The 26,062-nt window shown below is 63.1% G+C and carries 23 protein-coding genes and 1 pseudogene; 9 read left to right on the forward strand and 15 right to left on the reverse strand.

Features of this window, described 5'->3' with window-relative positions:
* The first annotated feature begins 28 nt into the window (after window positions 1-28).
* Together PV375_RS03105 and cls are read left to right on the forward strand one after the other, a co-directional pair.
* Window positions 29-517, forward strand: coding sequence for a YajQ family cyclic di-GMP-binding protein (locus PV375_RS03105; RefSeq protein WP_201518272.1), 489 nt, complete (start codon window positions 29-31; stop codon window positions 515-517).
* A gap of 8 nt (window positions 518-525) precedes the next feature.
* A complete protein-coding gene (gene cls, locus PV375_RS03110; protein ID WP_332106083.1) occupies window positions 526-2,031 on the forward strand; it encodes a cardiolipin synthase in 1,506 nt (501 codons plus the stop codon).
* Between the two features lie 16 nt (window positions 2,032-2,047).
* Here the strand turns inward: cls and PV375_RS03115 are convergent, their stop codons facing one another.
* From PV375_RS03115 to PV375_RS03125, 3 genes are all read right to left on the reverse strand, one after another.
* Window positions 2,048-3,412 (reverse strand): FAD-dependent oxidoreductase, encoded by a 1,365-nt coding sequence (locus tag PV375_RS03115; RefSeq protein WP_332106084.1) that lies wholly within the window; start codon window positions 3,410-3,412, stop codon window positions 2,048-2,050.
* 66 nt (window positions 3,413-3,478) lie between these two features.
* A complete protein-coding gene (locus tag PV375_RS03120) occupies window positions 3,479-4,594 on the reverse strand; it encodes a polyprenyl synthetase family protein (RefSeq protein WP_332106085.1) in 1,116 nt (371 codons plus the stop codon).
* Entirely contained in the window at window positions 4,591-5,319 is a 729-nt protein-coding gene (locus PV375_RS03125; RefSeq protein WP_332106086.1) for a class I SAM-dependent methyltransferase, read from the reverse strand. The genes PV375_RS03120 and PV375_RS03125 overlap by 4 nt, the downstream gene beginning before the upstream one ends.
* Window positions 5,320-5,423: 104 nt before the next feature.
* Between PV375_RS03125 and PV375_RS03130 the strand changes: the two genes are divergently transcribed.
* Window positions 5,424-6,686 (forward strand): isochorismate synthase, encoded by a 1,263-nt coding sequence (locus PV375_RS03130; RefSeq protein ID WP_332106087.1) that lies wholly within the window; start codon window positions 5,424-5,426, stop codon window positions 6,684-6,686.
* A gap of 23 nt (window positions 6,687-6,709) precedes the next feature.
* On the opposite strand, the gene PV375_RS03135 is transcribed toward PV375_RS03130, so the two are convergent.
* The 3 genes from PV375_RS03135 to PV375_RS03145 all read right to left on the reverse strand — a co-directional run bounded on the left by PV375_RS03135 (window position 6,710) and on the right by PV375_RS03145 (window position 9,962).
* Window positions 6,710-7,570, reverse strand: a complete 861-nt coding sequence (locus tag PV375_RS03135) for a polyphosphate kinase 2 family protein (RefSeq protein WP_332106159.1) — start codon at window positions 7,568-7,570, stop codon at window positions 6,710-6,712.
* Between the two features lie 71 nt (window positions 7,571-7,641).
* Window positions 7,642-9,540, reverse strand: coding sequence for a 2-succinyl-5-enolpyruvyl-6-hydroxy-3-cyclohexene-1-carboxylic-acid synthase (gene menD / locus PV375_RS03140; protein ID WP_332106088.1), 1,899 nt, complete (start codon window positions 9,538-9,540; stop codon window positions 7,642-7,644).
* The gene (locus tag PV375_RS03145; RefSeq protein WP_201613451.1) at window positions 9,537-9,962 is read right to left on the reverse strand and encodes a PLD nuclease N-terminal domain-containing protein; all 426 of its coding nucleotides are present in this window, start codon (window positions 9,960-9,962) and stop codon (window positions 9,537-9,539) included. Before PV375_RS03145 ends, menD begins: the two co-directional genes overlap by 4 nt.
* A 124-nt stretch (window positions 9,963-10,086) precedes the next feature.
* On the opposite strand from PV375_RS03145, the gene PV375_RS03150 reads away from it, so the two are divergent.
* Window positions 10,087-10,428 carry a DUF4229 domain-containing protein gene (locus PV375_RS03150; protein ID WP_332106089.1) on the forward strand — a complete coding sequence of 114 codons (342 nt, stop codon included), beginning with the start codon at window positions 10,087-10,089 and terminating at the stop codon, window positions 10,426-10,428.
* Here the strand turns inward: PV375_RS03150 and PV375_RS03155 are convergent.
* The 4 genes from PV375_RS03155 to PV375_RS03170 are packed head-to-tail and all read right to left on the reverse strand — an operon-like array spanning window position 10,425 to window position 14,060.
* Entirely contained in the window at window positions 10,425-11,408 is a 984-nt protein-coding gene (locus PV375_RS03155) for a 1,4-dihydroxy-2-naphthoate polyprenyltransferase (RefSeq protein ID WP_332106090.1), read from the reverse strand. The two genes, PV375_RS03150 and PV375_RS03155, sit on opposite strands and share 4 nt — an antisense overlap.
* 17 nt (window positions 11,409-11,425) lie before the next feature.
* The gene (locus PV375_RS03160; protein ID WP_332106091.1) at window positions 11,426-12,691 is read right to left on the reverse strand and encodes an AMP-binding protein; all 1,266 of its coding nucleotides are present in this window, start codon (window positions 12,689-12,691) and stop codon (window positions 11,426-11,428) included.
* Complete coding sequence (locus PV375_RS03165; protein ID WP_332106092.1) at window positions 12,691-13,599, reverse strand: 1,4-dihydroxy-2-naphthoyl-CoA synthase; 909 nt, start codon at window positions 13,597-13,599, stop codon at window positions 12,691-12,693. The genes PV375_RS03160 and PV375_RS03165 overlap by 1 nt, the downstream gene beginning before the upstream one ends.
* Window positions 13,600-13,634: 35 nt before the next feature.
* Entirely contained in the window at window positions 13,635-14,060 is a 426-nt protein-coding gene (locus PV375_RS03170) for a hypothetical protein (RefSeq protein WP_332106093.1), read from the reverse strand.
* A 19-nt stretch (window positions 14,061-14,079) separates the two neighbouring features.
* Between PV375_RS03170 and PV375_RS03175 the strand changes: the two genes are divergently transcribed.
* Window positions 14,080-15,096 carry an o-succinylbenzoate synthase gene (locus tag PV375_RS03175; RefSeq protein WP_332106094.1) on the forward strand — a complete coding sequence of 339 codons (1,017 nt, stop codon included), beginning with the start codon at window positions 14,080-14,082 and terminating at the stop codon, window positions 15,094-15,096.
* Window positions 15,097-15,124: 28 nt separating this feature from the next.
* Here PV375_RS03175 and ccsB read toward each other — a convergent pair whose 3' ends face one another.
* The 5 genes from ccsB to PV375_RS03200 all read right to left on the reverse strand — a co-directional run bounded on the left by ccsB (window position 15,125) and on the right by PV375_RS03200 (window position 19,895).
* Window positions 15,125-16,180: a c-type cytochrome biogenesis protein CcsB gene (ccsB, locus tag PV375_RS03180; RefSeq protein WP_442903921.1), complete on the reverse strand. Its 1,056-nt coding sequence runs from the start codon at window positions 16,178-16,180 to the stop codon at window positions 15,125-15,127.
* A complete protein-coding gene (resB, locus tag PV375_RS03185; protein ID WP_332106095.1) occupies window positions 16,177-17,697 on the reverse strand; it encodes a cytochrome c biogenesis protein ResB in 1,521 nt (506 codons plus the stop codon). Before resB ends, ccsB begins: the two co-directional genes overlap by 4 nt.
* Window positions 17,698-17,803: 106 nt before the next feature.
* Complete coding sequence (locus tag PV375_RS03190; RefSeq protein WP_332106096.1) at window positions 17,804-18,658, reverse strand: cytochrome c biogenesis CcdA family protein; 855 nt, start codon at window positions 18,656-18,658, stop codon at window positions 17,804-17,806.
* Window positions 18,658-19,263: a TlpA family protein disulfide reductase gene (locus tag PV375_RS03195; RefSeq protein ID WP_332106097.1), complete on the reverse strand. Its 606-nt coding sequence runs from the start codon at window positions 19,261-19,263 to the stop codon at window positions 18,658-18,660. Before PV375_RS03195 ends, PV375_RS03190 begins: the two co-directional genes overlap by 1 nt.
* Window positions 19,260-19,895 (reverse strand): histidine phosphatase family protein, encoded by a 636-nt coding sequence (locus PV375_RS03200; protein ID WP_332106098.1) that lies wholly within the window; start codon window positions 19,893-19,895, stop codon window positions 19,260-19,262. The genes PV375_RS03195 and PV375_RS03200 overlap by 4 nt, the downstream gene beginning before the upstream one ends.
* Before the next feature lie 161 nt (window positions 19,896-20,056).
* Here PV375_RS03200 and pflB point away from each other — a divergent pair.
* The 4 genes and pseudogenes from pflB to PV375_RS03225 all read left to right on the forward strand — a co-directional run bounded on the left by pflB (window position 20,057) and on the right by PV375_RS03225 (window position 26,062).
* Window positions 20,057-22,419, forward strand: a pseudogene (pflB, locus tag PV375_RS03205) (formate C-acetyltransferase).
* Between the two features lie 11 nt (window positions 22,420-22,430).
* Window positions 22,431-23,273 (forward strand): pyruvate formate-lyase-activating protein, encoded by an 843-nt coding sequence (gene pflA / locus PV375_RS03215; RefSeq protein WP_332106101.1) that lies wholly within the window; start codon window positions 22,431-22,433, stop codon window positions 23,271-23,273.
* Between the two features lie 648 nt (window positions 23,274-23,921).
* The gene (gene aspS, locus PV375_RS03220; protein ID WP_332106102.1) at window positions 23,922-25,229 is read left to right on the forward strand and encodes an aspartate--tRNA(Asn) ligase; all 1,308 of its coding nucleotides are present in this window, start codon (window positions 23,922-23,924) and stop codon (window positions 25,227-25,229) included.
* Window positions 25,230-25,255: 26 nt separating this feature from the next.
* Window positions 25,256-26,062: a DUF1345 domain-containing protein gene (locus tag PV375_RS03225; RefSeq protein ID WP_332106103.1), complete on the forward strand. Its 807-nt coding sequence runs from the start codon at window positions 25,256-25,258 to the stop codon at window positions 26,060-26,062.

Raw genomic sequence — 26,062 nt, forward strand, 5'->3', positions numbered from 1 at the left:
TCAGCCGTTGTCGCCTACGCTTATCACCATGGCTGATTCTTCATTTGACGTGGTAAGCAAGGTCGATCCGATGGAGATCGACAACGCGGTCAACCAGGCCGCGAAAGAGATTTCGCAGCGCTACGACTTCCGAGACACCGGTGCCTCAGTTGAGTTCGCAAACGATCGGTTCATGCTGAAAGCAGTGAGTGAAGATCGCGTCCTCGCGGTGCTCGATGTGCTGCAGTCAAAACTCATCAAGCGCGGCATCTCACTCAAATCGATCGAGACCGGCGATCCGTATGTTTCGGGCAAAGAAACCCGCCTCGAAATCGCCCTGAAGCAAGGCATCGACCAGGCAAACGCCAAGAAGATCTCAAAACTCATCCGCGACGAGGCCCCAAAGTCGGTCAAATCGCAGATTCAGGGCGACGAGCTGCGCGTCAGCTCGAAGAGCCGCGACGATCTACAGGCCACGATCCAGCTGCTCAAGGCGGCTGACTTGGATGTAGACCTGCAGTTCGTCAACTTCCGCTAGTCGCGGAAATGCTCGACATCTTTGGTGAGGGCTGGCTGTACGTCACGGCCGCCGCAATACACGTCATCATCGTCGTTATCGCGGCGTTCACGCTCGGCCACAACCGCCGCCCCACCACCGCCGTCGCCTGGCTGCTCACCATCGGCCTCATCCCCTATATCGGGCTGCTGCTGTTTTGGATGTTCGGCTCAACCCGACTGCCCGAGCATCGCCGCCGCAAACAGGCACAGTTCAATCAACTGCTGCACGAGGCAACCGTGCAGCTCGAGCAGCGAGTGGGGTTCACCGAGCTCCCCACCCGCTTCCAGCACCTCTCGCAGCTGGCGCGAGAACTGACCGCCATCCCGCATCTGCCGGGCAATCGCATCCGCATCACCACCAGCTACGACGCGACCATTCGCGAAATGGCCGACGAAATCGACACGGCACAAAACTATGTGCACCTGCTGTTTTATGCGCTGGCCGCCGACGAGGTGACCGAGCCGGTATTCGTTGCCATCGAGCGGGCCCTGCAGCGCGGTGTGAAGGTGCGCGTCGCTTACGACCAGTTCGGTTCGATACGCTACCGCGGTTATCGACACATGAAACGGCGATTGCAGGCTGCCGGATGCGATTGGCACCAGCTGTATTCGATCTGGCCGTGGCGCAACGGCTGGCAGCGCATCGACCTGCGCAATCACCGCAAGCTGCTCGTGGTTGACGGCCGAGTGGCGTGGCTGGGGTCGCAAAACATTATCGAGCGCGGCTACCACCAAAAAGCCGACCGTGACGGTACGCGATTGCTGTGGAAAGACCTGATGGTACGGCTCGAGGGGCCGATGGCGGTGGGTGTCGACGCGGTGTTCCGCAACGACTGGTTCGATGAGACCGGCTACATTCCCCGCGACGGTGGCGACCCATCCGCCGCGCAATTTGAGGCCGAGCTCAATGAGGCGCAGCGACTCGCGGTCGATTCGGTACCCACCTACGACTGCCAGCTCGTTCCATCCGGCCCCGGCTACGAGCACGAAAACAACCTGCGGCTATTCGTGCAGCTGCTCTATCAGGCCCGCGAGCGCGTGGTGATTTCATCGCCCTATTTCGCGCCCGACGACTCTATGCTCTATGCCCTCACCACTGCGGCGCAGCGCGGTATCGAGGTGGTGCTGTTTGTTTCCGAACGCGGCAACCACTTCTTTACCCAGCACGCCCAGCAGTCGTACTACGAGGCGCTGCTGCGCTCGGGGGTGCAGATCTGGCTGTACGAACAACCGTATGTGCTGCACTCGAAATACCTCACGGTTGACGGTGAGGTGTCGATGGTGGGGTCGTCAAATATGGACATGCGTTCGTTCACCCTGAATGCCGAACTCATGTTGATCGTCTACGGCAAACAATTCGCCAGCGAACTATCGGCGGTCGAGCGAGAATATTTTGCCAAATCGCGCCAGCTCACCCTCGATGAGTGGCTCACCCGAGGGCGGATGCAGGTGGCGATTGACGATCTGTGCCGGCTCACTTCGGTGGTGCAGTAGCTCGCACCCCGGCGGGCTATTCGCCGCGTGAAATGCGGGTCATCTCTTCGCGATCAACCACCTTGATGCGCTCACGACCCGCCGCTTCACCGAGCTGACGTTCGTGTGCGTCCAGGCGGTGCCAACCGTCGAGATCGGTCACCGGCACATTGCGTTCGGCAAGCAGTTTGACGATCGATTCGGTATCAGTGTCGGCCGGCTGCCACCAGTGTTCGGGGCCACCGAGCAGGTTCGCGATCGTTTCTTTTGCATCCGATTTAGTGTGGCCGATAAGCCCCACCGGGCCGCGCTTGATCCAGCCGGTTGCGTACAGCCCCGGCACTTTTTCGCCGGCCGCGTCGATGACAACGCCGCCCTCGTTGGGGATCACGCCGCGGGTCTCGTCGAAGGGAACTTCATCCAGCGGCGAGCCAAAGTAGCCCACCGCGCGGTAAATCTGCCCCACGGGAACCTCGGTGAACTCTCCCGAGCCCATGACACCGCCGTCACCGTTGGGGTTGTTGCGCTCTACGCGCAGTGCGCGCACGCGACCGTTTTCGTCGGTGAGCACCTCGCTGGGTTTTGCCCAAAAATGCAGGTGCAGTCGGCGCGATGCCGTGCGCGGTTCGTTCGCTCGCTCACGCCACTGGCCGAAGATGCGGTTGATCACCAGGCGCTGCTTGTTTTTGAGCGACTCGGCGTCGGCTTCGGGGTCGCGATCAAAATCGGCCTCGTCAATAATCACGTCAACATCGGGCACTTCACCGAGCTCACGCAGCTCGAGCGGCGTGAACTTCACCTGTAGCGGTCCACGGCGACCAAAAACGTGCACATCGGTGACCTTGGATGCGCGCAGACCCGCCTCAACGTTTGCGGGAATTTCGGTGGGCATGAGGTCGTCAGGATGCTTGGCGAGCATCCGGGCCACGTCGAGCGCCACATTGCCGTTACCGATCACGGCCACCGATTCAGAGTCGAGCGGCCAATCGCGCGGATAGTCGGGGTGCCCGTCATACCAGTGCACAAAATCGGCGGCACCGAATGAACCCTCGGCGTCAATTCCGGGGATATCGAGGTGCGCGTCGCGGCTGGCGCCGGTGGCAAAAATCACCGCGTGGTAGCGGCTGCGCAGATCGTTGAGGGTGATGTCAGTACCAAAATCGACGTTGCCAAAAATCCGGATGCGACCGGTGTCGAGCACCTCACGCAGCCCGTTCACCACGCCTTTGATACGCGGATGGTCGGGGGCAACACCGTAGCGAACCAGGCCGTAGGGTGCGGGGAGACGGTCGAACAGGTCGATCGATACCTTGTGCGTGCCTTCGGCCTCCTTCAGCAGGATGTCGCTGGCATAAATCCCAGCGGGGCCGGCACCAACTACAGCTACTCGAAGCGTTGCCACTGTCTTTCCCTTTCAGTGCGTTTGTAATTCATGCGGGTTGCGTCCCGGGCCTACCGGGGCGGCACCCTAAAAGTCTCGTTCGACCAGACGCCGAGCAAATTCGCGCAGCGCCTCGCGCACCACACCGTCTGGCAGCTGGTCGAGTGCGTCGACCGCGCGGCACACATATTCGTGTGCGGCCCCAATGGTTTCGGCGGTGACGGCGTGATTGCGCAGTTCGGCAACGATCGCATCCACCTCTGCGGGGTCTGATTCGACGGCGTCGCAGCGCGAGAGCGTCGGGTCGGCACTGCCGGGCGCGGTGCCGGCGACGCGGGTGCGGATACGGTGCAGCAGGTCGGTTGCCGCCGCATCCCCCGCTTCACTGCGTTTTTCAAGCAGCAGCACGGGCAGCGTTTCAACCCCGGCGCGCAGGTCGGTGCCGGCAAGTTTGCCGGTTTTGTCGCTCTCTGGCGACAGGTCGATGACATCATCGACCAGTTGGAAGGCGATGCCCACGCTCTCGCCGAAGCTGTGCATCGCTGCCTCGTACTCGCGTGGTGCCCCCGAGAGCATGACGCCCAGGCGCGCCGCCGCCGAGATGAGCGAACCGGTCTTGTCGGCGAGCACCTGCAGGTAGTGGGCGATGCGATCTTCACCCTCACGCGGGCCAATAGTTTCGCGCATCTGCCCGAGCACGAGGCGCTCAAACACCTCGGCCTGCAGCTGAACTGCCTCGGTGCCAAGCGCCGAAAAAATTTGTGATGAGCGGGCAAAGAGCAGATCACCGGCGAGAATCGCGGTGGAGTTCGACCAGCGCAGATGCGCGGCAGTCACCCCGCGACGCAGGGTCGCCTCATCCATGACATCATCGTGATAGAGCGATGCCAGATGCGTGATCTCGATCGCGGCAGCGGCCCGATCAATTTGCGGGGCGGCCGATTCTGGTCCCAGTTGTGCGGTAAGCAGTAGCAGCATCGGCCGCAGTCGCTTACCACCCGCGTTGAGCAGATAGGTGGCGGTTACCTGCGCCACCTCGTCGGCAAATCGCACCTCTTCTTTCAAAACCTGTTCGACGCGTTCCAAGCCCGCATCGAGCGTCGCTTTGAGTCGCCGTTCGGCAGGTTTTGCGAAAAGCTGCTTGGCAAACCCCGCCCCTACGGTGCTGTGTGCGGGACGGCGTGCCGCTGAAGTGTGAGTCACTCGGTGGGCTCCTCGCTGCGGTTGATGGACTTCACGCCGCGATGCAGTGCGGCAATTCCGTAGGCGAGGTTGCGGTGGGCAACTTTTCGGTAGCCAGCTGCTCGCAACCAGCCCGCAAGTTCACGTTGATCGGGCCACGCCTTGATCGAGTCGAAAAGATACTCGTAGGCTTCCGGATCGCTCGAAACGAGGTTCACGACGACGGGACGCACGGTGGTCATATACCAGTCGTAGAGATTTCCAAAGACCGGGTTCGTGGGGGTCGAAAATTCGCAGATGACGATCTTGCCGCCCGGCTTGGTAACGCGGTACATCTCTGCCAGCGCGCGTTTTGGTTCTTGCACATTGCGCAGCCCGAAGCTCACCGTGGTGGTGTCGAAGGTGTTGTCGTCGAAGGGCAGCTGTGTGGCGTCACCCTGCAAAAATTCGATCAGCGGGTGGCCGCCGTGCCGACGACGCGCCTCGTGGATCATGCCGGCCGAAAAGTCGAGCGCAACCACCGAGGCGCCAAAATCGGCGAGGATGCGCGACACAGTGCCCGTTCCCGCGGCAACGTCAAGGATGAGGTCGCCCGGTTTCGGGTCGATCGCTTCGCGGGTGCGGCGCCGCCAATAGGGGGTGACGCCGAGACTGAGCACGTCATTGGTGAGGTCGTATCGAGTCGAGACGCGGTCAAACATCGCCGAGACTTCGTCCGGCCGTTTCTCAAGATCGACGTGATGCATGCTGTCTATCCTACGTGTCCGCGCGGGCGCTTGCCCGGCGTGCAACTAAGCCGGTTGCGAACCGGGTGCTGAGTGACGGTCGTCCGCCGATACTCTAGAAGGCGATGGATGAGCTACCGCAGCTGCGCGTTGTGTCGCGACCAATTGATTCGCCGGCCGAGCTCCTGCAATTTGCGGATGCACGGCACCCACTGGTGATGGTGCGGCGCGGCGAGGGGCTGGTGGGCCGCGGCGTTGCGGTGCGCGCCGAGTTTTCATCGAAGGGCCAGGTTTCGCAGGCCCGGCAGTGGTTTGCGAAACTCACCGCAGCCGCGAGCGTTGATGATTCGGTGCGGCTGCCCGGTAGCGGCCTGGTGGCGTTCGGTTCGTTCAACTTTGACGACCGCGATGCCGCACCATCGCATGTGGTGGTGCCCGAAACCATTGTTGGCCGACGCGGTGACCGCGCTTTTATCACGCAGATCAGCACCGCGGATGCTCCAGCGCACACGATCGCGGCGCCGGCACAGCCGCTCGGCCCCGATCCACGCTGCGATCTCGTAGCTCCGACCGGTGAACGCGAACGGCACCACACCGCGGTTGCCGATGCCATCGCCCGCATCCGCCGCGGCCAGCTGCAAAAGGTGGTGGTGGCGCGCCGAGCAACCGGGCGCATCCGCCCCGATGCCGATCTGCGCCACCTGCTCTATCGGCTCGAAAAAAACTACGGCGGCACCTGGATTTACGCGGTTTCCGGGATGATTGGGGCCAGCCCCGAAATGCTCGTGCGGGTGCTCGATGGCGAAGTGGCCGCGCGGGTGCTCGCCGGCACCACACCGCGCGGCAGCAATGCGGGTTCGGACGCGGCGGCTCGTGAAGCCCTGCGAGTATCGGCAAAAAACCGTGCCGAACACCGTTTTGCGGTCGAATCGGCACTCGCCTCGCTTGGCCGACTCGACTCGCATGACGACCCCGCCGGCGGGCTCACCGCATCCCCCGAACCGTTCCTTTTGCAGCTGCCGAATGTGTGGCATCTGGCGAGCGATCTGCGCGGCCGCATGCCCGCGGGCGCGAGCCCGCTCGACCTGGTTGAGGCACTGCATCCCACCGCCGCCGTGGGTGGTACGCCCACCGCCGCGGCCGTGGACGCCATCCGGGAACTTGAGGGATGCGACCGCGGCCGCTACGCCGGGCCCACCGGTTGGGTGTCGGCCGCTGGTGACGGCGAGTGGGTGGTGGCGCTACGCGGCGCACAATTTGCCGACGATGGCGAAGTTGTTGCTTTCGCGGGTGGCGGGATTATGGCCGCATCCCAACCCGATGACGAGTGGCTCGAAACCGAGGTAAAACTCGCACCGGTTCGGACTGCGCTCGAAACTGAACGCTAACGACGGTCACCAGCGGCCGTGCGCTACGACTGCGCCAGCCGCTGCCGCTCAGTTTCTTGGTCGAAGCTCGCTGCGGGCCACTGCGGGTCGATTCGGCGCAGCTCGTGCTGCACGATGCTTTTTACCGCCAGGCGCGCGTACCACTTCTTATTGGCCGGAATCACGAACCAGGGCGCAACCGGTGTTGAGGTGCGCTCAAGCGCGATCTGATAGGCCTCGGCGTATTCATCCCAGCGGGCGCGCTCATCAATATCGCCCGGGTTGTACTTCCAGTGCTTGTCGGGACGGTCGATCCGCTCGAGCAACCGCTCGGCCTGCTCATCCCGGTCGATGTGCAGCATGAACTTGAGCACCCGGGTGCCCGAGTCGACCAGCTCACGCTCAAATTCCACGATGGCGCCGTAGCGCCGATCGATTTCATCAGCGGGCGCATACTGATGCACCCGCTGCACCAGCACATCCTCGTAGTGCGAGCGGTCAAACACCCCGATGCGACCGGGCTTCGGGAGCTGTTTGCGGATGCGCCAAAGAAAATCGTGCTGTAGTTCTTCTTCGGTGGGAGCCTTAAACGAGGCGATCTGCAGCCCCTGCGGATCAACCGACCCGAACACGTGCCGCACAATGCCGCCCTTGCCGGCCGCATCCATACCCTGCAACACCACGAGCAGGCTCGGGGCATCGTCAAGCCCCGCACGGGCGCGCGCATACATGCGCTCTTGCAAGTCAGCCATCTCGGCATCCCGGGCGCTGAACAATTGCTGCCCCTCGAGCTTGGCATCGGCCCCGGTGAACCCCGGAGTCGAGTTCGGGTCGATATCGGCCAGACGGAACCCGGCTCCCACCTCGAGCCCGCGCAGCTGCGAAAGATCGACGGGAACATCCATACCTTTTTTCTTAGCCACCCTGCGATTCTAAATCGCCGGTCACCGGCCAGCCTGGCAGCGGCAAAGGGTCGCTAGCGCGGCAGCGGCACGGCGATAATCTTGCGGGCTGAGCGCTGATCGGTCAACGCTGCTTCGAGCGTCCCGCGGGTATCGGCGAGTTCGTACTCCCAGCCGTAGGCTCTGGCAATTGCCTCAATATCGAGAGTGAGCGGTGTGAATTGCACCCGCTCGTAGGCCGCGGCTTCGGCCGTTTTCCGCACCTCGAGGCTGTCGAACAGACTACCGCCGCCATCAACGCCGACGATGATCTGCATCCGAGGCGCCAGCTCGCCACCCTGTCCCACGAGCAGCGACGAAGCATCGTGGGCAAAGGCGATATCACCAATCAGCAGCCGAGTGGTGCCGGTCGCAGCGCGTTCGTCACCGCCGAATTGGCTGGCCGTCGCCACCCCGAGCGCGGTGGCAATCGTGCCGTCGATACCGGCGAGTCCGCGGTTGGCGTGCACCCGGATGCGCTTACCCGGCACCTGAGCGTCAAGATCGCGAATCAGCCGCGAGGCCGCCACCACCAACCGGTCGTGCGGCCAGGTGACCCGCCACACCGCATCCGCCAGCAGTCGGCGGTGCACCGGTTCGCGAGACACCGCCAGCTCGGTACGACCAAAGCGCGCCCGCTCGCGCGAATCGCTGCTGCGTGAGGCGGCAATATCCGGCGCTTCGGGGTCGGTATCGCGGGCGAGTTCGAGTTCGCAGGATGCGTGCAACCAACCTTGCAGCCACTCATCGGCCTCGGCCCGCAGCTCCATCGCCTCGCAGCGCGAAAGCAATCGCGTTGCCGCGAACGCGGTTACCCGCAGCAGGTCAATATGTTCTTCACCGCCCGGGCGCAGTGGCGGCATCGCAGGGTCGTCTACCACCACTACTCGCACGCCGGGGCGCTGCACGAGCGCATTGGTTTCGCGGCTGAGAGTGGGATGCCCATAAACGATCACCAGGTCGATACTGTCGCGCAGCCCCGGAATCGGGCTGTTGGCGCCGAGCAGATCACGGTAGGCAACCACCACGTTGCGGCCATATCGGGCGCCGCTCGACACCTCAGCGATGAGCGGCCAGCCGCCCTTGCGGGCAACCTGTTCGGCTTCGGCACCAGCTCGATCGCCGGCGATTACGATTGCGCGCGGATAGTCAACCGGATCAATTTCGAGGATGCGTTCGGGATCGGGCTGACGTTCAGAGACCGGCTGAGTTTCGGACGCAGTCGCTGGCGAGCGGTTTGCAGATCCGTGCGCCAGCTCACGGGTGATGGCGGCGGCCAGTTTGTCACTCAGCCCGCGCGGCCCGGTGCCGAAATGGATGCGGCGGTCACCGTCTTCGGGAAGATCGTGCGTGGCGGGTTCGGCGGTGCCACGGAACCGGTTGGGGGTCGACAGCTCGGGAATTGCGCCCGAGAGCGGTTCGCGCATCGCGAGATTGCAATGCAACGGGATGCGAGTGCTGGCGATTTGTTCGCCCAACGCTCGCCAGTCGGCAAAGTTGTCGACTGCGTCGGCTTCGCTCGGTGCCGCGAGCGATCGCGTGGGGAGCAGCGGACCAAAAATACCGGGCTGGGTGGTTGTCTGGTTGGATCCCGTACCAACGAGTTCGGCGGGCCGGTCGGCCGTGATAGCCACAAGCGGCACCCCGGCGTGGTGAGCCTCGAGCATCGCCGGATGCAGATTGGCAACGGCCGTACCAGAGGTGACGATCACCGGCGCCGGACGCAGTGATTCGCGCGCGAGTCCGAGCGCAAAAAACGCCGCCGCTCGCTCATCGAGGCGCACGTGCAGGCGGATCGTACCGAGCTGTTCGAGTTTGGCGGCGACCAGCGCAAAAGCCTGTGACCGCGACCCCGGACAGACCACCACATCATGCACCTGATCGGTGGCCGCGGTGAGCAGCGCCACCGCAGCGGCAACGGCAGGAACCGTCATTGGCGTTTGGCCTCGTCACCCGCGTCGCCATGGCCCTCTTCATCATCGCTGGGCTGCTGATCAATATTTGAGGGGTGGTTTTTCATGGTGTCACGTCGAGCCTGCTCGATTTCGGCGTCGAGCTGGCGCATCTGCTCTTCAAGGTCACGGATACGCGCATCGTGCTCGGTGTCGCGACGCAGCTGGTCGAGATAGGCGATGTCTTCATCCGGCACCACCGGCTGTGCACCCGTATCGACAGATTGTTTACCCATGAACATCCACAGCAGCGCACCCACGACCGGCAAGAACAGGATGACAACCAGCCAGATAGGCTTCTGAAACACCCTGGTGCGACGTGCATCGGTCATGGCGCAGTCGACGATTGAGTACACCGTCAAGACGGTGACCACAACGGCAACCACAATGAGAGCACGAGACATACCGTCAGTCTACGAGCACCCGCCTGGATGCATCCGTTATACCGGCGCCCCGGTCGTCCATGCATTTGCCAGGCCAGCCGACCTGGGCGTCCGCGCACTGACCCGGCCGCGTAGACTTGCCGGCATGACCGCGACCCGCGCTTGGATTATCTACACCCTTACCCGACTGGGCAGCTTTGTCGTGCCGTTCGTGGCAATCATGCTCATCCTGCCCGATTGGCAGTGGAACTGGCTGGTCGGCATCGCGGTGGGCGCCGTGGTGAGCGCGAGCATTTCACAGATTTTTTTGTCGAAGCACCGCGCGGTGATGGCCGAGCAGCTGGCCGCTCGCCGCGCCGAAAAAGTTGACCACCGGGCACCGATCGATATTGAAGAGGATGCGCTGCTCGACGAGTACGAAGCGGCGCAGGCCGAGTCGACGGCTGCTGCCACCGACGAGGGCTCGGCCACCGACAACGATCGCTAGTACGGCGTCGGCGCGAACTGCATGAACGGCACCACGATGCCGATCGCCATCAGGATCGCCCACACGAGCGACCCCAACGAGGTGAGCTTGAGCGCCAACACGAGTTCGCGCGGCGAGCGACCGGTGAGGCCAATGATGATCGCCGGGATGAGGATCAGCAGCGAAAACAGCGACAGATACACGCGCGGGTAGAGCAGCCCGAACATCACGGTCGCGGCAAACGGCAGCACGGTCAGCACCGCAAAAGTGATGCGCGCCGGAATATCCCCGATTAGCACCGCCAGCGTGCGCTTGCCCGCAACCGCATCCTGGTCAATATCGCGCACATTGTTGATCATCAGCACGGCGCACGAAAAAAGGCCCGCAGCGGTCGCCAAAATCCAGGTGTCTTGCGGCACGGCGAGAATCTGCACATAGGTGGTGCCGACAGTTGCCACCAGGCCGAAAAAGACAAATACGAACACTTCGCCGAGCCCGTAATAGCCGTAGGGATGCTTACCACCGGTGTAAAACCAGGCCGCCAGGATGCACAGCGCACCCACCGCGAGCAGCCACCACTGCCCGGTCACCACACACAGGGCGAAACCAACCAGCGCGGCTGCCGCGAAGCATCCAAATGCCACATTGCGCACGAGTTTCGGCTCAACGCGCCCCGAACCGGTGAGTCGCGGGGGCCCCTGTCGATAGTCGTCGGTGCCGCGGATACCGTCGGAGTAGTCGTTGGCGTAGTTCACCCCAATTTGCAGCAGCAGCGCCACCGCGAGCGCCGCCAGCGCGCGCACCCAGTGATATTCGCCGGGGGCGGCTGCCAGTGCCGCGGCAGTGCCGAGCAGCACCGGCACGGCGGCCAGTGGGAGGGTGCGCAGCCGGGCGCCCTCGATCCAATCGCCGATCGTTACCGGGCCCTGCTCGACTGCCGTTTCGACGTGGCGTTTGCGCTGGGTGGGATTGTGCTTGTTTTGCTGGCTGCGTTTACTCACGGCAACGATTGTCGCACTCAGTTACAAAAATGGGCGTGCTCGGCGGCGATTTGCTCAAGCTGCCGGCGATCGGGTTTGCCGCTGCTCAGCCGCGGCAGCTCGGGTATTTCAACCAGCAGCACCGCTCGCGCGGCCCGCCCGAGCGGCGCACAGGCATCCCGCACCGCTGTCGGTATGGATGCGATCGTCGCCGCAGCGGCAGCCGGGTTCGGCACCACAATTGCTACCGACTGGCCCCATTCGGGATGAGCCACCGGCACCGCAACCGCTTGCTCAAATCCCGGCACAGTCTGCACGGCACGTTCGACCGCGCCGAGATGCACTTTTTCGCCACCCGAAATAATCACCTGGTCGATACGTCCGGTCACTCGCACCCGCTGGCATCCGGATGCATCGCTGACCGTGCCGTGATCGTTCGTGCGGTACCAGCGCACACCGTCGACAGTCACAAAGCTGCGGGCCTGACGCTCGGGGTCGCCGAGATAGCCGAGCGCGAGCTGATCGCCGCCGAGCCAGATTTCGCCGTCAACTTCGCGCACCCGCACGCCCGGAAGCGCCTCGCCGTTGTAGACGCAGCCGCCCGCGGTTTCGCTGGCACCGTAGGTGGTCACCACTGGCCAGCCGCGCTCGCGGGCCGCGGCAAGCTGTGCCGGCGGGGTTTGCTGCCCGCCAACGAGCACCGCGCTAAAGCGTTGCATCACCCGGTCGATGTCAGCGGCAAGCGCCGCGTCGTCGGCAGCGGCAGCGAGTAGCCGCTGCAGCTGCACCGGCACGAGGCTCGTATAGCGGGCGGCTGTGGTCAGCTGCTTTGCGGCGGCCACAAATGCGGCGGCAGTAAACCTGCCCTCGAGCACCACGGGCTGCGTTTTGGCGAGGATGGAACGCACGAGCACCTGAGCCCCGGCGATGTAGTGGGTGGGCAGGCACAGCAGCCACTGCCGCGATTCCGGCACCTTGCCTGTGCGCGCATCACACCAGCGATAGGTTGCGGTAGCGCTGGCTCGTAACGCCGCCGTGCTCAGTGCGACGCGCTTGGGCGTGCCGGTTGAGCCACTCGTCTCAATCACCAGGGCAATATCACCGGCGGCCGACTCGACACCGTTCGCGGATGCATCTGCGCCCCAGCTCACTGTTGCCCAGTTCGCCGCGCTCCGGTCGCGTGGCAGCACCGGTGCACCGCCGGCAAGCGCTTCCCGCAGCGCGGCAAACACCTCGACAACGTCTCGCGAGTCGATTTCGCGCAGCGCCGGCGGCTCGCCGATCGTTGCAGATTCGCCGGCCACTAGAAGTGCCAGGGGTACGGCGACCAGTCGGGGTCACGCTTTTCGAGGAACGAGTCGCGCCCCTCCACCGCCTCGTCGGTGCCATAGGCCAGGCGCGTCGCCTCACCGGCAAACACCTGCTGGCCCATCAGCCCGTCATCGGTGAGGTTGAACGCAAATTTGAGCATCCGAATGGCCGTTGGCGATTTGCCCAGGATGGTTTGCGCCATTTTCAATGCCTCGGTTTCGAGCTCGGCATGCGGCACCACCCGGTTGACCGCACCCATCTCGTAGGCGCGCTGGGCATCATAGGTTTCGGCCAAAAAGAACGCCTCGCGGGCAAATTTTTGTCCCACCTGCTTGGCAAAATAGGCCGAGCCGTAGCCCGCATCGAACGACCCCACATCGGCGTCAGTCTGCTTAAAACGCGCGTGCTCGCGAGATGCGATGGTCAGATCGGTCACCACATACAGTGAGTGTCCGCCGCCGGCGGCCCAGCCGTTCACCACCGAGATGACGACCTTCGACATCGTGCGAATCAGCCGCTGCACCTCGAGAATGTGGAGGCGCCCCGAGCGGGCGGCGTCGATCGAGTCTGCGGTGTCGCCGTCGGCGTAGCGGTAGCCGTCACGGCCGCGGATGCGCTGGTCGCCGCCCGAGCAAAACGCGTAACCGCCGTCCTTCGGGCTCGGCCCGTTCCCGGTGAGCAGCACCACGCCCACACGGGGGTTGCAGCGGGCGTCATCAAGGGCCCGGTAGAGCTCATCCACTGTTTGTGGGCGGAACGCGTTACGCACCTCGGGCCGGTCAAAAGCGATTCGCGCCACCCGACCGGAAGTGTCGAGGTGATAGGTAATGTCGTCAAAATCGAAGCCATCAACCTCGCGCCAGCGGGTCGGGTCAAAAGTATCTGAAAGCGGATGCGCCATAGCAACTACCGTAGCGGCAGTCGCCACAGCATCCGCTACCAGTCGATGGGAGCGTACGGCAGCTGGCCGCCGTTAATGATCAGCTGCCAGATGGTGTTGCCGACCAGCCAGGCCGGTGCCGCACCAAAAAAGAAACTCAGCAGGAAAGCCGCGATGCCGATGCCTCGGCCGGCGTTGAACACCACCGCATACAGCGCCAGCGTGATGGCAGCAAAGCCAAGCAGCCCGGCCACCAGCAGCCACATTGAAATTTCAAACTGGCGTGAGAGCCCAAAGAAGTTGAAGACGTACAGTGCCACGATGATGTCGGCGACCATCGTCATCACACCGAGGAAAAACGCCCAGTGACCGACTCGCCAGCTAAACGGGTTCAGCAGCTGCTCGGCCACCGGCACCGGCACCTCAGTTGCGTGCCGGTACTGTGGGCGCCGCTGGGCAGCTGCCTGGTCGATCATTGTCATCCTTGCAAGTATAGTTCGCATGCTGATCGACCTGCCAGAGCTGTTCGCCCGCACCCACATCGTTTCGCTACCGCTGCGCACCCGGTTCCGCGGCGTGACGCACCGCGAAGCAGCACTGTTTGCCGGGACCGCCACGGTGGCGGGGCAGCCGGTGTGGTCGGAGTTTTCGCCGTTCCTCGAGTATGAGGTGCCCGAAGCCGCCACCTGGTTGGCGGCGGCGCTCGAATACGGATTTGACCCGGCACTACCGCGGTTCGAGTCGGGTTCGGTGCTCGTGAATGCCACCGTGCCCGCGGTCACGGCAGCCGAGGTGCCGCGGGTGCTCGCGCGCTTTGGTAACTGCGAAGTAGTCAAGGTGAAAGTTGCCGAGGCCGGCCAGCAGCTGCGCGACGATCTCGCGCGACTCGAAGCGGTGCAGGATGCGCTGCCCGGCGCTCGCGTGCGGATCGATGCGAATTGCGGCTGGTCACTGGATGCGGCAGAGGATGCGCTGGTTGCCATCGCGGCAGCCGGAATCGATCTCGAATATGCCGAGCAGCCGGTGGCCACGGTCAGCGAGCTCGCGCAATTGCGCGACCGGCTGCGCCAACGCGGTATCGCAACGCGCATCGCCGCCGACGAGTCGGTACGCAAGGCGAGCGATCCACTCGCAGTGGCTCGCGCGGGCGCGGCCGATCACGTGGTGGTAAAAGTGCAGCCGCTGGGTGGCATCGCCCGTGCCGCCGAGGTGGTGGCACAAACCGGGCTCAGCGCCACGGTTTCGAGCGCACTCGAAACTTCGGTTGGCACGGTGATGGGCGCCCAACTGGCTGCCCGGATGCCCGAACCTCGATTTGCTGCCGGGCTCGGCACCGTGTCGCTATTTGCTGCCGACGTGCTTGAGCATCCCCGCGTGCCCGAAAACGGCCGCATCTCGCTCGCACCCGCCGTGCCCTCCGCGGCGCTACTGGCCGAGCACGCTGCCGCACCCGAGCGGCAACACTGGTGGCGCGAACGCATCACGCACTGCTACCAACATCTCGCCGCAAATGAATAGCGCGGCCGAGCGGGCTTGACGCAGTGGTTTAGAGACCGCTGTAGGCGTGCAGCCCCTTAAAGAACACGTTCACGACGGCAAAGTTGAACAGCACCGTAAGGAAGCCCACGATCGACAGCCAGGCCGAGGGCTTACCGCGCCAGCCGTGCGTGGTGCGGGCGTGCAGGTAACCGGCGTAGACCACCCAGATGATGAAGGTCCACACCTCCTTGGTGTCCCATCCCCACGGGCGGCCCCAGGCGCGCTCCGCCCAGATCGCACCGGCCACGAGCGTAAAAGTCCACAGGATAAATCCGACCACGTTGACGCGGAAGGCCAGGTCTTCGAGCCGCACACTGGTGGGCAGGGCGGTCAACGGGCCGCCACTGACAAGGCCGCTACGCACGCGCGCTTCTCGACGATGCTGGAAAAGCTGCAGCGTTGACAGCCCAAAACCAAGCGCCAAAAAGCCGGTTGATAGCGTTGCCACGAACACGTGGATAACCAGCCACACCGACTGCAGTGCCGGCTGCAGCGGCGCCACCGGCACATAAAAACTGATGAGCGCAATGCCGAGAGTCAGCGTGGTGAACCCGGTGATAAATGCACCCAAAAATCGCAGGTCTTGCCACAGCTGCACGAGCAGGAACACCGCCACGATCAGCAGGGTCGCGGTGAGCCAAAACTCGTACATATTGGCCCACGGCACTCGTGCGGCGGCAATTCCGCGCAGCACATCGCCCACCAGGTGCAGCACCCAGGCGGCCACGGTGAGCACCATTGCTACCGGCAGCAGCTTGGTCGACTTCGAGTCTTTCCACATTGGCTCAGCGCTGCGATTGGCGCTCACACCACTGCCGACATCGTTACGCTTTGCCACCGTGATACCGGCGTCGCTCGCGGCTGACGAGCCACCGGCAATTGCGGCGCCCACGAGTTCACGGTTGCGGGCCGTGGCACCGGCCGCCGATGACTGCTTCGCGGCGGCTGCGGTCTTCGATCCGCGCATTGCAAAATCGAGCGTGAACGTGACGAACGCCACAGCGTACACCGCCATTGCGATGTAAACGAAAACGTCCGACCAGTCCGACAACACCTGTGTCACTGTAGATCCCTTCGAGAGTCTGCCTTCCAGGATACAAGCACCGCCGTGTGCTCGTCCACGAGTGAGTTGACCGCGCGAGCGAGCTGATGGTCTTCACCACGGGCAAGCCCGGCATATTCGACGAGCACACCACCCTCGTGTTCGCGAGCCGCCACCCACACACGGCGACGCGGCACCAGCAGCGAACCGATCAGCCCGAGGATGCTCAACGCCACAAAAATACCGCCGGGGATGCGAGTGTGGTCGCTGTGCACGTTGAATGAGGCATAGCGGTGAATCTCGGCATCCATCGTGATGGTGCCGAGCCCGTTCGGCAGCTCGACCGTCTCACCGGGATGCAATTGCAGCGGCTTCACATCGAGGTCGCGCGCGGCAATCGGCGTGAGGTTTTCGGTGTCGAGCGAATACACCGACACCGGCATTCCCGTGTCGAGACCGAGATCCCCCGTATAGACATTGAGGGTCAGCAGCGGGTTGCGCAGGTCTTGATGATCGGATGCGAACGCCCCCGACTCAAGTTCGTGAGCCGACGGATAAAAAAAGCCGAGCATCCCCACCTGCTCTGAAAGTCCATCCGGCACCTTCACCACACCGGTAGAGGTGAGGAACTGGTCTTGCGGAATGAACACGATCGAGTCGCGAAAAACCACCTCGCCGGTGGGGTTGCGCACCGTAATGGTCGGCGCATAACCGTTGGCGAGCAAATAAATATCATTGCCGTCGATTCGCAGAGGCGAGTTGACCTTGACGTTGTGTTTGCTCGGCTCCTCACCGGGCAGCTGCACAGTGACCTGCGCGTCATAGTCAAGCGGTAGACCCAGATGCTCTTGGTCTTGAGTTTCATAGGTGACGTCAAGTTTTTCGAGACGCAACGAAAACGGCTTCAGCTGGTCGGGGTTAAAAAAACGATCGGGACTGAAGGATGAATAGCTCACCAGGCCGTTCACAAACGTTTGTCCCTCAACCAGCACCCGCTGGCCGTGCCAGTTGAATCCAGAAAGCAAGCCGACCGACACGATCAGCCCGAGCATCCCGCCGTGAAACAGCAGGTTGCCGGTCTCGCGCAAATAGCCGCGTTCGGCCGACACCGAAACAGTCCCGCGCGACTCATAATCCGCGACGCGATAGCGCCGCCGCCCCAGCACTTCTTTTGCCGCCGCGACGACTTCGGCCTCGCGCCCGGCCCAGCGCTCATCCAACCGCACTGTCGCATACGCATCCAGGCGCGATAGTCGTGCCGGGGTGCGTGGCGGAGCCGACCGCAGTGCCTTCCAGTGATGCACCAGGCGAGGCACGATACAGCCGACCAGCGACACAAATAGCAACATGTAGATGGCCGAAAACCACCACGATGTGTAGACGTTGAACAGCTGCAGCTTGTCGAGCAGCGGCGCGATATCGGGCTTGTCGTTAAACCAGGTGGTGACGCCATTCGGGTCACTCGAACGCTGCGGCACGAGCGAACCGGGCACCGCCGCAACCGCCAGCATCAGCAGCAAAATGAGTGCCGTGCGCATGCTCGTAAGCCACGCCCAGGCACTGCGCCAGCCGCGCACCAGCGGATTGTTCGCGCGGGATGCACGCGCAGATTTCGAGGCCGAGCGTTCGACAGCGGGTGCGGAATCAGATTGGTGTGACATAGCCGGGAAGTACTGCTCCGAGTTGCGATATGAGGGCACTCCAGGCGCCGGTCACCATCAGCAGACCGATGAGCACCAGGATGCTACCCCCGATGATATTGATGATGCGCACATGCCGCTTCAGCCAGCCCAGCCAGCGGGTCGCCGCCTGCCAACCGAAAGCCGCCAGCACAAAAGGCGCCCCCAAGCCCAGACAGTAGGCAAAAGCCAGCAGCGCGCCACGCCACGCAGACGCCTCTTGAAACGACAGCGACTGGATGGCTACGAGCGTCGGCCCCAAACACGGCGCCCAGCCCAGCCCAAACACCATGCCCAATAGCGGCGCTCCCAGCAGCCCCGCGGGGGCGGCACGCAGTCGCAGTGTGCGCTGCAGCGGGGTCACCAGGCCGAGAAATACGACGCCCATGAGTATGACGACCACACCCAACACCCGGGTGATGGGATCTTGCCAGCGCAAAAACAGCACCCCGAGCTGCCCGAAAGCGGCCCCGGTAATCACGTAGATCACCGAAAAGCCGAGCACAAATAGCAGCGATCCGAGCACCACACGACCGCCGTCGCGGCGCTGCGGCGTCACAGCGCGCTGCTGAGTCACAGCGCTGGCGGCGCTTTTTTTAGCGCCGGTGTTGTCTGCATCCGATGCCGCACGCACGGCCACACCCTCGGTGGCCGACACCTCGGTGGTTGCGCCAATCAGCCCCAGATAGGCCGGCACCACCGGCAGCACGCAGGGGGATGCAAACGAAACCAATCCCGCCAAAAGTGCTAGCGGAAGCGCCACCACAAGCTGCCCGCTGACGATAATTTCGCCGGGCGACGCAGCCAAAACCTCAATCATCAAGCAGCGTTTTCTTCGAGCACCCGATCAATCATCGCCCCGAGCACCGAAGGATCGGCCACACCGCGGATCACCGCAGCCACCCGCCCCTCGCGGTCGAGCACGAGGGTTGAGGGGATCGCCTGCGGCGGCACATTATCGGCAAAGGCCAGCCGCACCTCGGCGTCATTGACATCAATGATCGACGGGTAAGTCACACCAAACTCGCTATTAAACGAATTAATGGTTTCGGCCTGGTCGTAGACGTTTACCCCGACGAAGTGCACCCGCTGTTCGGCGTACTTCTGATGCACTTGTTCAAGATCTTCGGCCTCTGCCCGGCAGGGCGGACAGGCGGCGTACCAAAAATTGACCACAACCACATCGCCGACGAGCTCATCGCTCGAGATCGCGGCGCCGTCAGAGGTGGTGCCGCCATACACAACCGGTGCGGCACGCTCGCCGGGAACAAACTCCTGCCAAGAGCCGTCGCCGGCAACATATCCCTGTTCTTCCGAAGCGGCGTACTTGTCAGCCAGTGAGTCATTCGTGCAGCCGGCAAGCGCTCCCGCGACCAGCAGCAGGGCGGCTACCGCGCTCATCCGGCGGGCGGTGTATCGGTTCACACGGCTCCAAGGTCAGTGGCCCCAACCAGCAGTTCGGCTGCGGGTTCGCAGTAGTCAATTTCCTGCAGGTCGGTGGCGGGGTGGTACTGCAGCGTCGTCACGCTCGAAAGCGCGCAGCGACGGCGACCCGGATGATGCGCCAGCCGCTGCTGTGTTACGGCGCGATGCACCATCCAAATCGGCAGTTGGTGACTTACCACGATAACATCGCGACCCGCAGCCGCTACGGCCTGCTCGCGCAGTGCCGTAAGCATCCGGTCCGTAATGCTGCGAAACGGTTCACCCCAGCTCGGCCGCAGCGGGTTGCGCACCAGCGGCCAATTCCGGGGCGATTTCAGCGCGGTGCTGATGCGCGTGCCAGCAAACCGGTTCCACGGTTCAATAACCCGCTCATCTGCTTCGGCGCTCACACCGAAGGCGCGCTCGATCGGCGCCATCGACTCACGGGTGCGCTGCAGCGGCGACACCACGAGTTTCGGATCTTCAGTGACGCCAGCCAGGTGGTCGGCCGCCAGCTGCGCCATGGCCGCACCGCGAGCGCTCAGCCCATAGCCGGGTAGCCGCTCATACAGCACATGGTCGGGGTTATCGACCTCACCGTGACGAACCAAAAAAACCCGCTGTTCTCGCATACCGATGCAGTCTAGATGCGCCGCCCTAAACACGGCCGATGCGGGCCGCTCGAGGCGCCTTTTTACCGAGGATTTCCGGGCCGTGAGCGCGTAAACTAGAGCCGGAGGGCTCACGAGGCCATCCAAAGCATCCACAACGACGCAACGAGAGTAGTGATGCAATGACTCAGCCGCAGTTTTCTCACCTCGACATCGCCACCGAACCAGCCTGGCGGGGCTTCGCCCCGGGCGTTTGGAACGAGTCGATCGACGTGCGCGATTTCATCCAGCGCAACTACACGCCCTACGACGGCGACGCGAGCTTCCTCGAGGGGCCAACCGAAAAGACCCTGCGCGTGTGGGACACGCTCGAGCGCGACTATCTGTCGGTGGAGCGCCGCAAGCGCGTTTACGACGTCGACACCGACACCCCGTCGGATATTGATGCGTTCCCGGCTGGCTACATCAGCGAGGACGACGACGTGATCGTCGGCCTGCAAACCGATGTTCCCCTCAAACGCGCCATGATGCCCTTCGGCGGCTGGCGCATGGTTCGCACCGCGATCGAAGAGGCGGGCAAAGAAGTTAATCCCGATGTCGAACGCATCTTCACCCGCTACCGCAAGACGCACAACGATGCCGTATTCGACATCTACACACCGCGCATCCGGGCCGCCCGCAGCTCGCACATCATCACCGGCCTGCCCGACGCCTACGGGCGCGGCCGCATCATCGGCGATTACCGTCGCGTCGCGCTCTACGGTGTTGACGCACTGATCGAAGAAAAACAGCACGCCAAAGACTCGGTGGCAGACAAACCGTTCAGCGAACACTGGGCTCGCTACCGCGAAGAGCACTCCGAGCAGATCAAGGCGCTGAAGAAGCTGCTGCACCTGGGCGAAGTGTACGGGCTCGAGCTCGGCCGTCCGGCACGGAACGCTAAAGAGGCGGTGCAGTGGACCTATATGGCTTACCTCGCCGCGGTGAAAAGCCAGGACGGGGCCGCGATGTCGTTCGGTCGCCTCTCGGCATTTTTCGACATCTACTTTGAGCGTGACTTCGCCGAGGGCACCCTCACCGAATCGGAGGCCCAGGAAATCATCGATGCGTTGGTGATCAAGCTGCGCATCGTGCGGTTCCTGCGCACCATTTCGTACGACCAAATCTTCTCGGGCGACCCCTATTGGGCAACCTGGACAGACGCCGGTTTCGGTGAGGACGGCCGCTCGCTAGTCACCAAGACCTCGTTCCGGCTGTTGCAGACGCTGATGAACCTCGGCCCGGCACCCGAGCCGAACATCACCATCTTCTGGGACCCAAACCTCCCCGAGGGCTACAAGGATTTTTGTTCGAAAGTGTCGATCGAGACCTCGTCGCTGCAGTACGAATCCGATCGTCAGATTCGCGAACAGTGGGGTGACGATGCGGCAATCGCCTGCTGTGTCTCGCCCATGCGCGTCGGCCGCCAGATGCAGTTTTTCGGCGCCCGCGTCAACGCCGCGAAAGCACTGCTGTACGCCATCAACGGCGGCCGCGATGAGATGAGCGGTAAGCAGATCGTCGAGGGCTACGAGCCGGTGCAGGGCGACGGCCCGCTCGACTTCGACGATGTGTGGGAGCGTTACGAGCACATGCTCGACTGGGTTATTGGCACCTATGTTGAGGCCCTCAACATCATCCACTACTGCCATGACCGCTACGCCTACGAGGCCATCGAAATGGCACTGCACGACAGCGAAATTGTTCGCACCATGGGATGCGGTATCGCCGGCCTGTCGATCGTGGCCGACTCGCTCGCGGCAATTAAGTACGCCAAGGTCACCCCGGTGCGCGACGAAACCGGGCTCGTGGTCGACTACATCACCGAGGGAGATTTCCCGGTGTACGGCAACGATGACGACCGGGCTGACGACATTGCCGCCACTGTCGTGCACACCATCATGAGCAAGCTCAAGGAGGTGCCGATGTACCGCGATGCGATTCCCACGCAGTCGGTGCTGACCATCACCTCCAATGTTGTGTACGGCAAGAACACCGGCTCGTTCCCCTCGGGGCACGTTGCCGGCACCCCGTTCTCGCCGGGCGCCAACCCCGAGAACTCCATGGACACACACGGCATGGTCGCGTCGATGCTCAGCGTCGGCAAGCTCGACTACAACGACGCCCTCGACGGCATTTCACTCACCAACACCATCACCCCGCAAGGGCTGGGCCGCACCCCAGACGAACGCGTTCGCAACCTGGTCGGCATCCTCGACGCCGGCTTCATCATGCAGGATTAGGAGAATCAACAATGTCGGTTAAAAGCTTTGAAGAACGACTCGCCTCGATGCACAAAAACCGCTCCGAAAACAATATGGAGTCGGGTCTCTACCACGCCAATATCAACGTGTTGAACCGCAACACCCTCGAGGACGCCATGGAGAACCCCGAAAAGTATCCCAACTTGACGGTGCGGGTTTCGGGGTATGCCGTGAACTTTGTGAAGCTCACTCCCGAGCAGCAGCGTGACGTACTCAACCGCACCTTCCACCAGCACGCCTAATCGGTTCGCTCGTGGCCATCAACATCACTGAACTGCCGCAGGGCCCGCGTCGCGTTGGCGCGGGCCTTGACGGCGTTGACGACCTCGATCTTGAACGGCATGAGCGGCTGTCAACGATCCGCGCTGGTGAGCTCGGGTCGGTTCACTCGTGGGAGCTGGTCACCGCGGTTGATGGGCCGGGAACTCGACTCACGATCTTTTTCGCGGGATGTCCGCTGCGCTGCCTCTATTGCCACAACCCCGACACGCTGTACGCGAAAGACGGGCAGGATGTGGCGCTGGGTGAGCTGGTAAGCCTGGTCAAGCGCTACCGCACCGTGTTCAATGCCACCGGCGGCGGGATCACACTCTCGGGTGGTGAGGTGCTGCAGCAGCCGCAGTTTGCGGCTCGGCTGTTGCGCGAGGCAAAAGCGCTCGGGGTGCACACCACCATTGACACGTCGGGTTTTTTGGGGCGCAATGTCACCGATGAGATGCTCGCGGATATCGATCTGGTGCTGCTCGATGTGAAGTCGGGGGATGAGGCCACCTACGAGCGCATCACCTCACGCCAGCTGGCGCCCACCATCGAGTTTGGTGACCGGCTCGCGGCGAGTGGCACCGAGATCTGGGGCCGCTTCGTGCTGGTTCCCGGCTACACGGATGCATACGACAACGTTGAGCGCGTGGCCGACATCATGGCGCGCTGGTCGACACTTTCACGCGCCGAGGTGCTGCCTTTTCACCAGATGGGCGCCGACAAGTGGAAGCGGCTCGGCCGCAAATACCAGCTCGAGGGTGTTGAGCCGCCCTCGCTTGAACTACTCGAGCGGGTGCGCGGGCAGTTCCGCGAGCGCGGCCTGACCGTCTACTAGCGGCATTTCGCCGCTTCGCGCTGCGCCCATTCTGCCCTGAGGTACACCCAAAACCCTCAGGGACACCGCTATTGCGGTGTCCCCAAGCCTCCGCGGTGTACCCAAGCATCCGCGGTGTACCCGAGCGTCGCGCGCATCCCGCGAGCTGCACACCCAGGCCCCGCGCATCCCCCACGCGCACCACACGCGCACCCGCTCTGTCGCTGCGGTACACCCAAAACCTCTCGGGTACACCCCTATTGCGGTGTACCCGAGCATCCGCGGTGTACCCGAGCATCCGCGGTGTACCCGAGCGTCACGCGCATGCCACGCGCATCTCGCGCGGTGCCACTTCCCGCATCTCACCCGCAAAATGGCACCGCAACCGACAAAAGGCACCCGCATACCGGTGCCACAAGTCAAAAGCGGTGTCACTTGCCGCTAGTGCCCACTGATGTGCGCGCGCATCCACCGTTCTGCCACTGCGGTACACCGAAAACCCCTCGGGCACACCGCTACTGCGGTGTACCCCAACACCCGCGGTGTACCCGAGCGCCAGCCTGCACACCCCTGCACCCTGCACCCTCGCACCGCGCCGCCCGCGCGCGTCCAACGCGGCGTCGCCAGCTTTTGTGCTCACGGCAAGATGCAACCACTAGGCTTAGATGCGTGACTGAACGTACCGTGATTTCGGCGCTTGCCGCCCTCGAAGAAGGCCCAGTAAAGGTTCAGGGATGGGTTGACACCGTCCGCGACCAGAAAAAAGTGCAGTTCATTGTGCTGCACGACGAGACCGGCGCATGCCAGCTCGTCAACCCGCGCACTGAAGATCGCGAGCACATTAGCGAGGTCATCTCGCCGCTCGCCAAGGGCACCATGCTCACCATCGAAGGCGATCTCAAGCACGATGAGCGTGTGAAGCTCGGCGGCCTCGAGGTCAAGATCTCGTCGATCACGGTCGAGTCGGCGGCACTCCCCGAAACCCCGATCGCCGATGATTCCGCCATCGACGTGCGTCTCGACTGGCGCTTCCTCGACCTGCGCACCGAGCGCAACAACCTCATGTTCCGCGTCCAGACCACGTTCGTTAACGCGATGCGCCAGTACTGGATTGAGAACGACTACATCGAAATTTTCACCCCGAAACTCATGGCCTCGGCATCCGAAACCAAGGCCGAACTGTTCGAGGTCAGCTACTTCGACCGCAAGGCCTACCTCGCGCAATCACCGCAGTTTTTCAAGCAGATGGCGCAGTCGGCTGGCTTCGGGCGGATCTTCGAAATTGGTCCCGTCTTCCGCGCCGACCCGTCCTTCACTTCACGTCACGCCACCGAATTCACCGGCGTCGATGCCGAGGTCTCGTGGATCAACTCGCACGAAGACGTGATGCAGATGCAGGAAGACCTCCTGCGCACCGCCCTCACCGCCGTCAAAGAAAAGCACGGCGACGACATCGAGCGCGTGTTCGGTGTCGAAATCAAGGTTCCCGGCCCCATCCCGCGGGTGCCGCTGCTCGAAGCCCGCAAGATTGTCGAATCGCGCGGCCACAAGTTTGAGCGCCAAGACCTCGACATGGATCCCGAGGGCGAGCGAGAGATCGGCCGCTGGGCACTCGAAGAGCACGGCTCCGAGTTCGTGTTCCTCACCGACTACCCCGCCTCGATCCGCCCCTTCTACCACATGCGACATGACGACGACGCATCCCTGACGAAGTCATACGACCTCATCTGGAACGGTGTTGAAATCTCCACCGGTGCACAGCGTGAGCACCGCATCGATGTGCTCGAGCAGCAGGTTACCGAAAAGGGGATGGATGCAGACGAGCTCGGTTTCTACCTCGACTTCTTCCGCTACGGCGCACCCCCGCACGGCGGTTTCGGTATGGGACTCGCCCGCATGATGATGCTCATGCTCCACCAACCCAACCTGCGCGAGGTCACCTACCTGTTCCGTGGCCCGAACCGCCTCCAGCCTTAGGCATCCGGATCGACAAAATGCGTGCTTTGGCTGCCGAGTCTGATAGCAACGGGTCCACGCACCGTGTCCGCCGTCGCCACCACAAGGCGGCGGGCACGGGCGGGCAGCTAACCGGCAGCAGCCAGAGCATCAAACCGCGCTGGCTCGCGAAAGAAGCCCCCCGGCAATATCTCAGCTCTGCCGCCGCAGTGCTCACGATAGTGCCGCTGGCGATCTTTACGGGCATCCGTTTCGATATCACCGAGGGGATGCCTCGCTACCTCACGCAGGTCATCTACATTTACGCGGTCATCATGATCGTGTCGACACTGGTGTATGTGCCACTCACGCTGTTCGCTTTCCGACAGCTTTCGGGATCGGCGATGCGCCAAGTGGCCGCGTGGTCGTCACCTCGATCTGAAGCCGAACTAGCCACACAGCGACGCCGAGGAACCGGCGAGGTGGCCCAGGCAGTCGGATCAGCTTTCATCTCGCTCGCAATCGTGGTGATGCTGCTGAGCTCGACGCAATTGCGTGGCAATCTGCTGCTCTCGGTGTCGGCACTCGCCGGAGTCGCCTGCTCGTGGGTGCTCATCCTCGTCTCGTTTGCAGTGCGTTATCTGCGCGAGTGGGCGCTCGGCAGGCTCCACTACGACTTCGGCGAAGAACCACCCGTGTTCTCTGACATGGTGTTCCTCTCGCTGCAAATGTCGACCACCTACAACCTCGCCGGCGCCCAGCTACGCACAACTGCACTACGACGAGCCGCCACCGCACACAATCTCCTGGCGTTCGTGTTCAACACCGTGATTCTTGCGCTGCTCATCTCGGTGGCGCTCCCGTCGCTCGTGTAG

It is taken from the genome of Gulosibacter sp. GYB002 (assembly GCF_036577665.1).
In the GTDB taxonomy this organism is placed as follows: domain Bacteria; phylum Actinomycetota; class Actinomycetes; order Actinomycetales; family Microbacteriaceae; genus Gulosibacter; species Gulosibacter hominis.

Bases quoted from the DNA above. Each gene is read 5' to 3' on its own strand.
- PV375_RS03200 (WP_332106098.1), bottom strand. From the start codon at position 19,895: ATGCGAGAACAGCGGGTTTTTTTGGTTCGTCACGGTGAGGTCGATAAC.
- PV375_RS03190 (WP_332106096.1), bottom strand. From the start codon at position 18,658: ATGATTGAGGTTTTGGCTGCGTCGCCCGGCGAAATTATCGTCAGCGGG.
- PV375_RS03170 (WP_332106093.1), bottom strand. From the start codon at position 14,060: ATGACAATGATCGACCAGGCAGCTGCCCAGCGGCGCCCACAGTACCGG.
- PV375_RS03135 (WP_332106159.1), bottom strand. From the start codon at position 7,570: ATGGATGTTCCCGTCGATCTTTCGCAGCTGCGCGGGCTCGAGGTGGGA.
- PV375_RS03125 (WP_332106086.1), bottom strand. From the start codon at position 5,319: ATGCATCACGTCGATCTTGAGAAACGGCCGGACGAAGTCTCGGCGATG.
- menD (WP_332106088.1), bottom strand. From the start codon at position 9,540: ATGACGGTTCCTGCCGTTGCCGCTGCGGTGGCGCTGCTCACCGCGGCC.
- PV375_RS03165 (WP_332106092.1), bottom strand. From the start codon at position 13,599: ATGGCGCATCCGCTTTCAGATACTTTTGACCCGACCCGCTGGCGCGAG.
- resB (WP_332106095.1), bottom strand. From the start codon at position 17,697: ATGCGCACGGCACTCATTTTGCTGCTGATGCTGGCGGTTGCGGCGGTG.
- PV375_RS03150 (WP_332106089.1), top strand. From the start codon at position 10,087: ATGACCGCGACCCGCGCTTGGATTATCTACACCCTTACCCGACTGGGC.
- PV375_RS03145 (WP_201613451.1), bottom strand. From the start codon at position 9,962: ATGTCTCGTGCTCTCATTGTGGTTGCCGTTGTGGTCACCGTCTTGACG.
- PV375_RS03130 (WP_332106087.1), top strand. From the start codon at position 5,424: ATGGATGAGCTACCGCAGCTGCGCGTTGTGTCGCGACCAATTGATTCG.
- PV375_RS03175 (WP_332106094.1), top strand. From the start codon at position 14,080: ATGCTGATCGACCTGCCAGAGCTGTTCGCCCGCACCCACATCGTTTCG.
- cls (WP_332106083.1), top strand. From the start codon at position 526: ATGCTCGACATCTTTGGTGAGGGCTGGCTGTACGTCACGGCCGCCGCA.
- PV375_RS03105 (WP_201518272.1), top strand. From the start codon at position 29: ATGGCTGATTCTTCATTTGACGTGGTAAGCAAGGTCGATCCGATGGAG.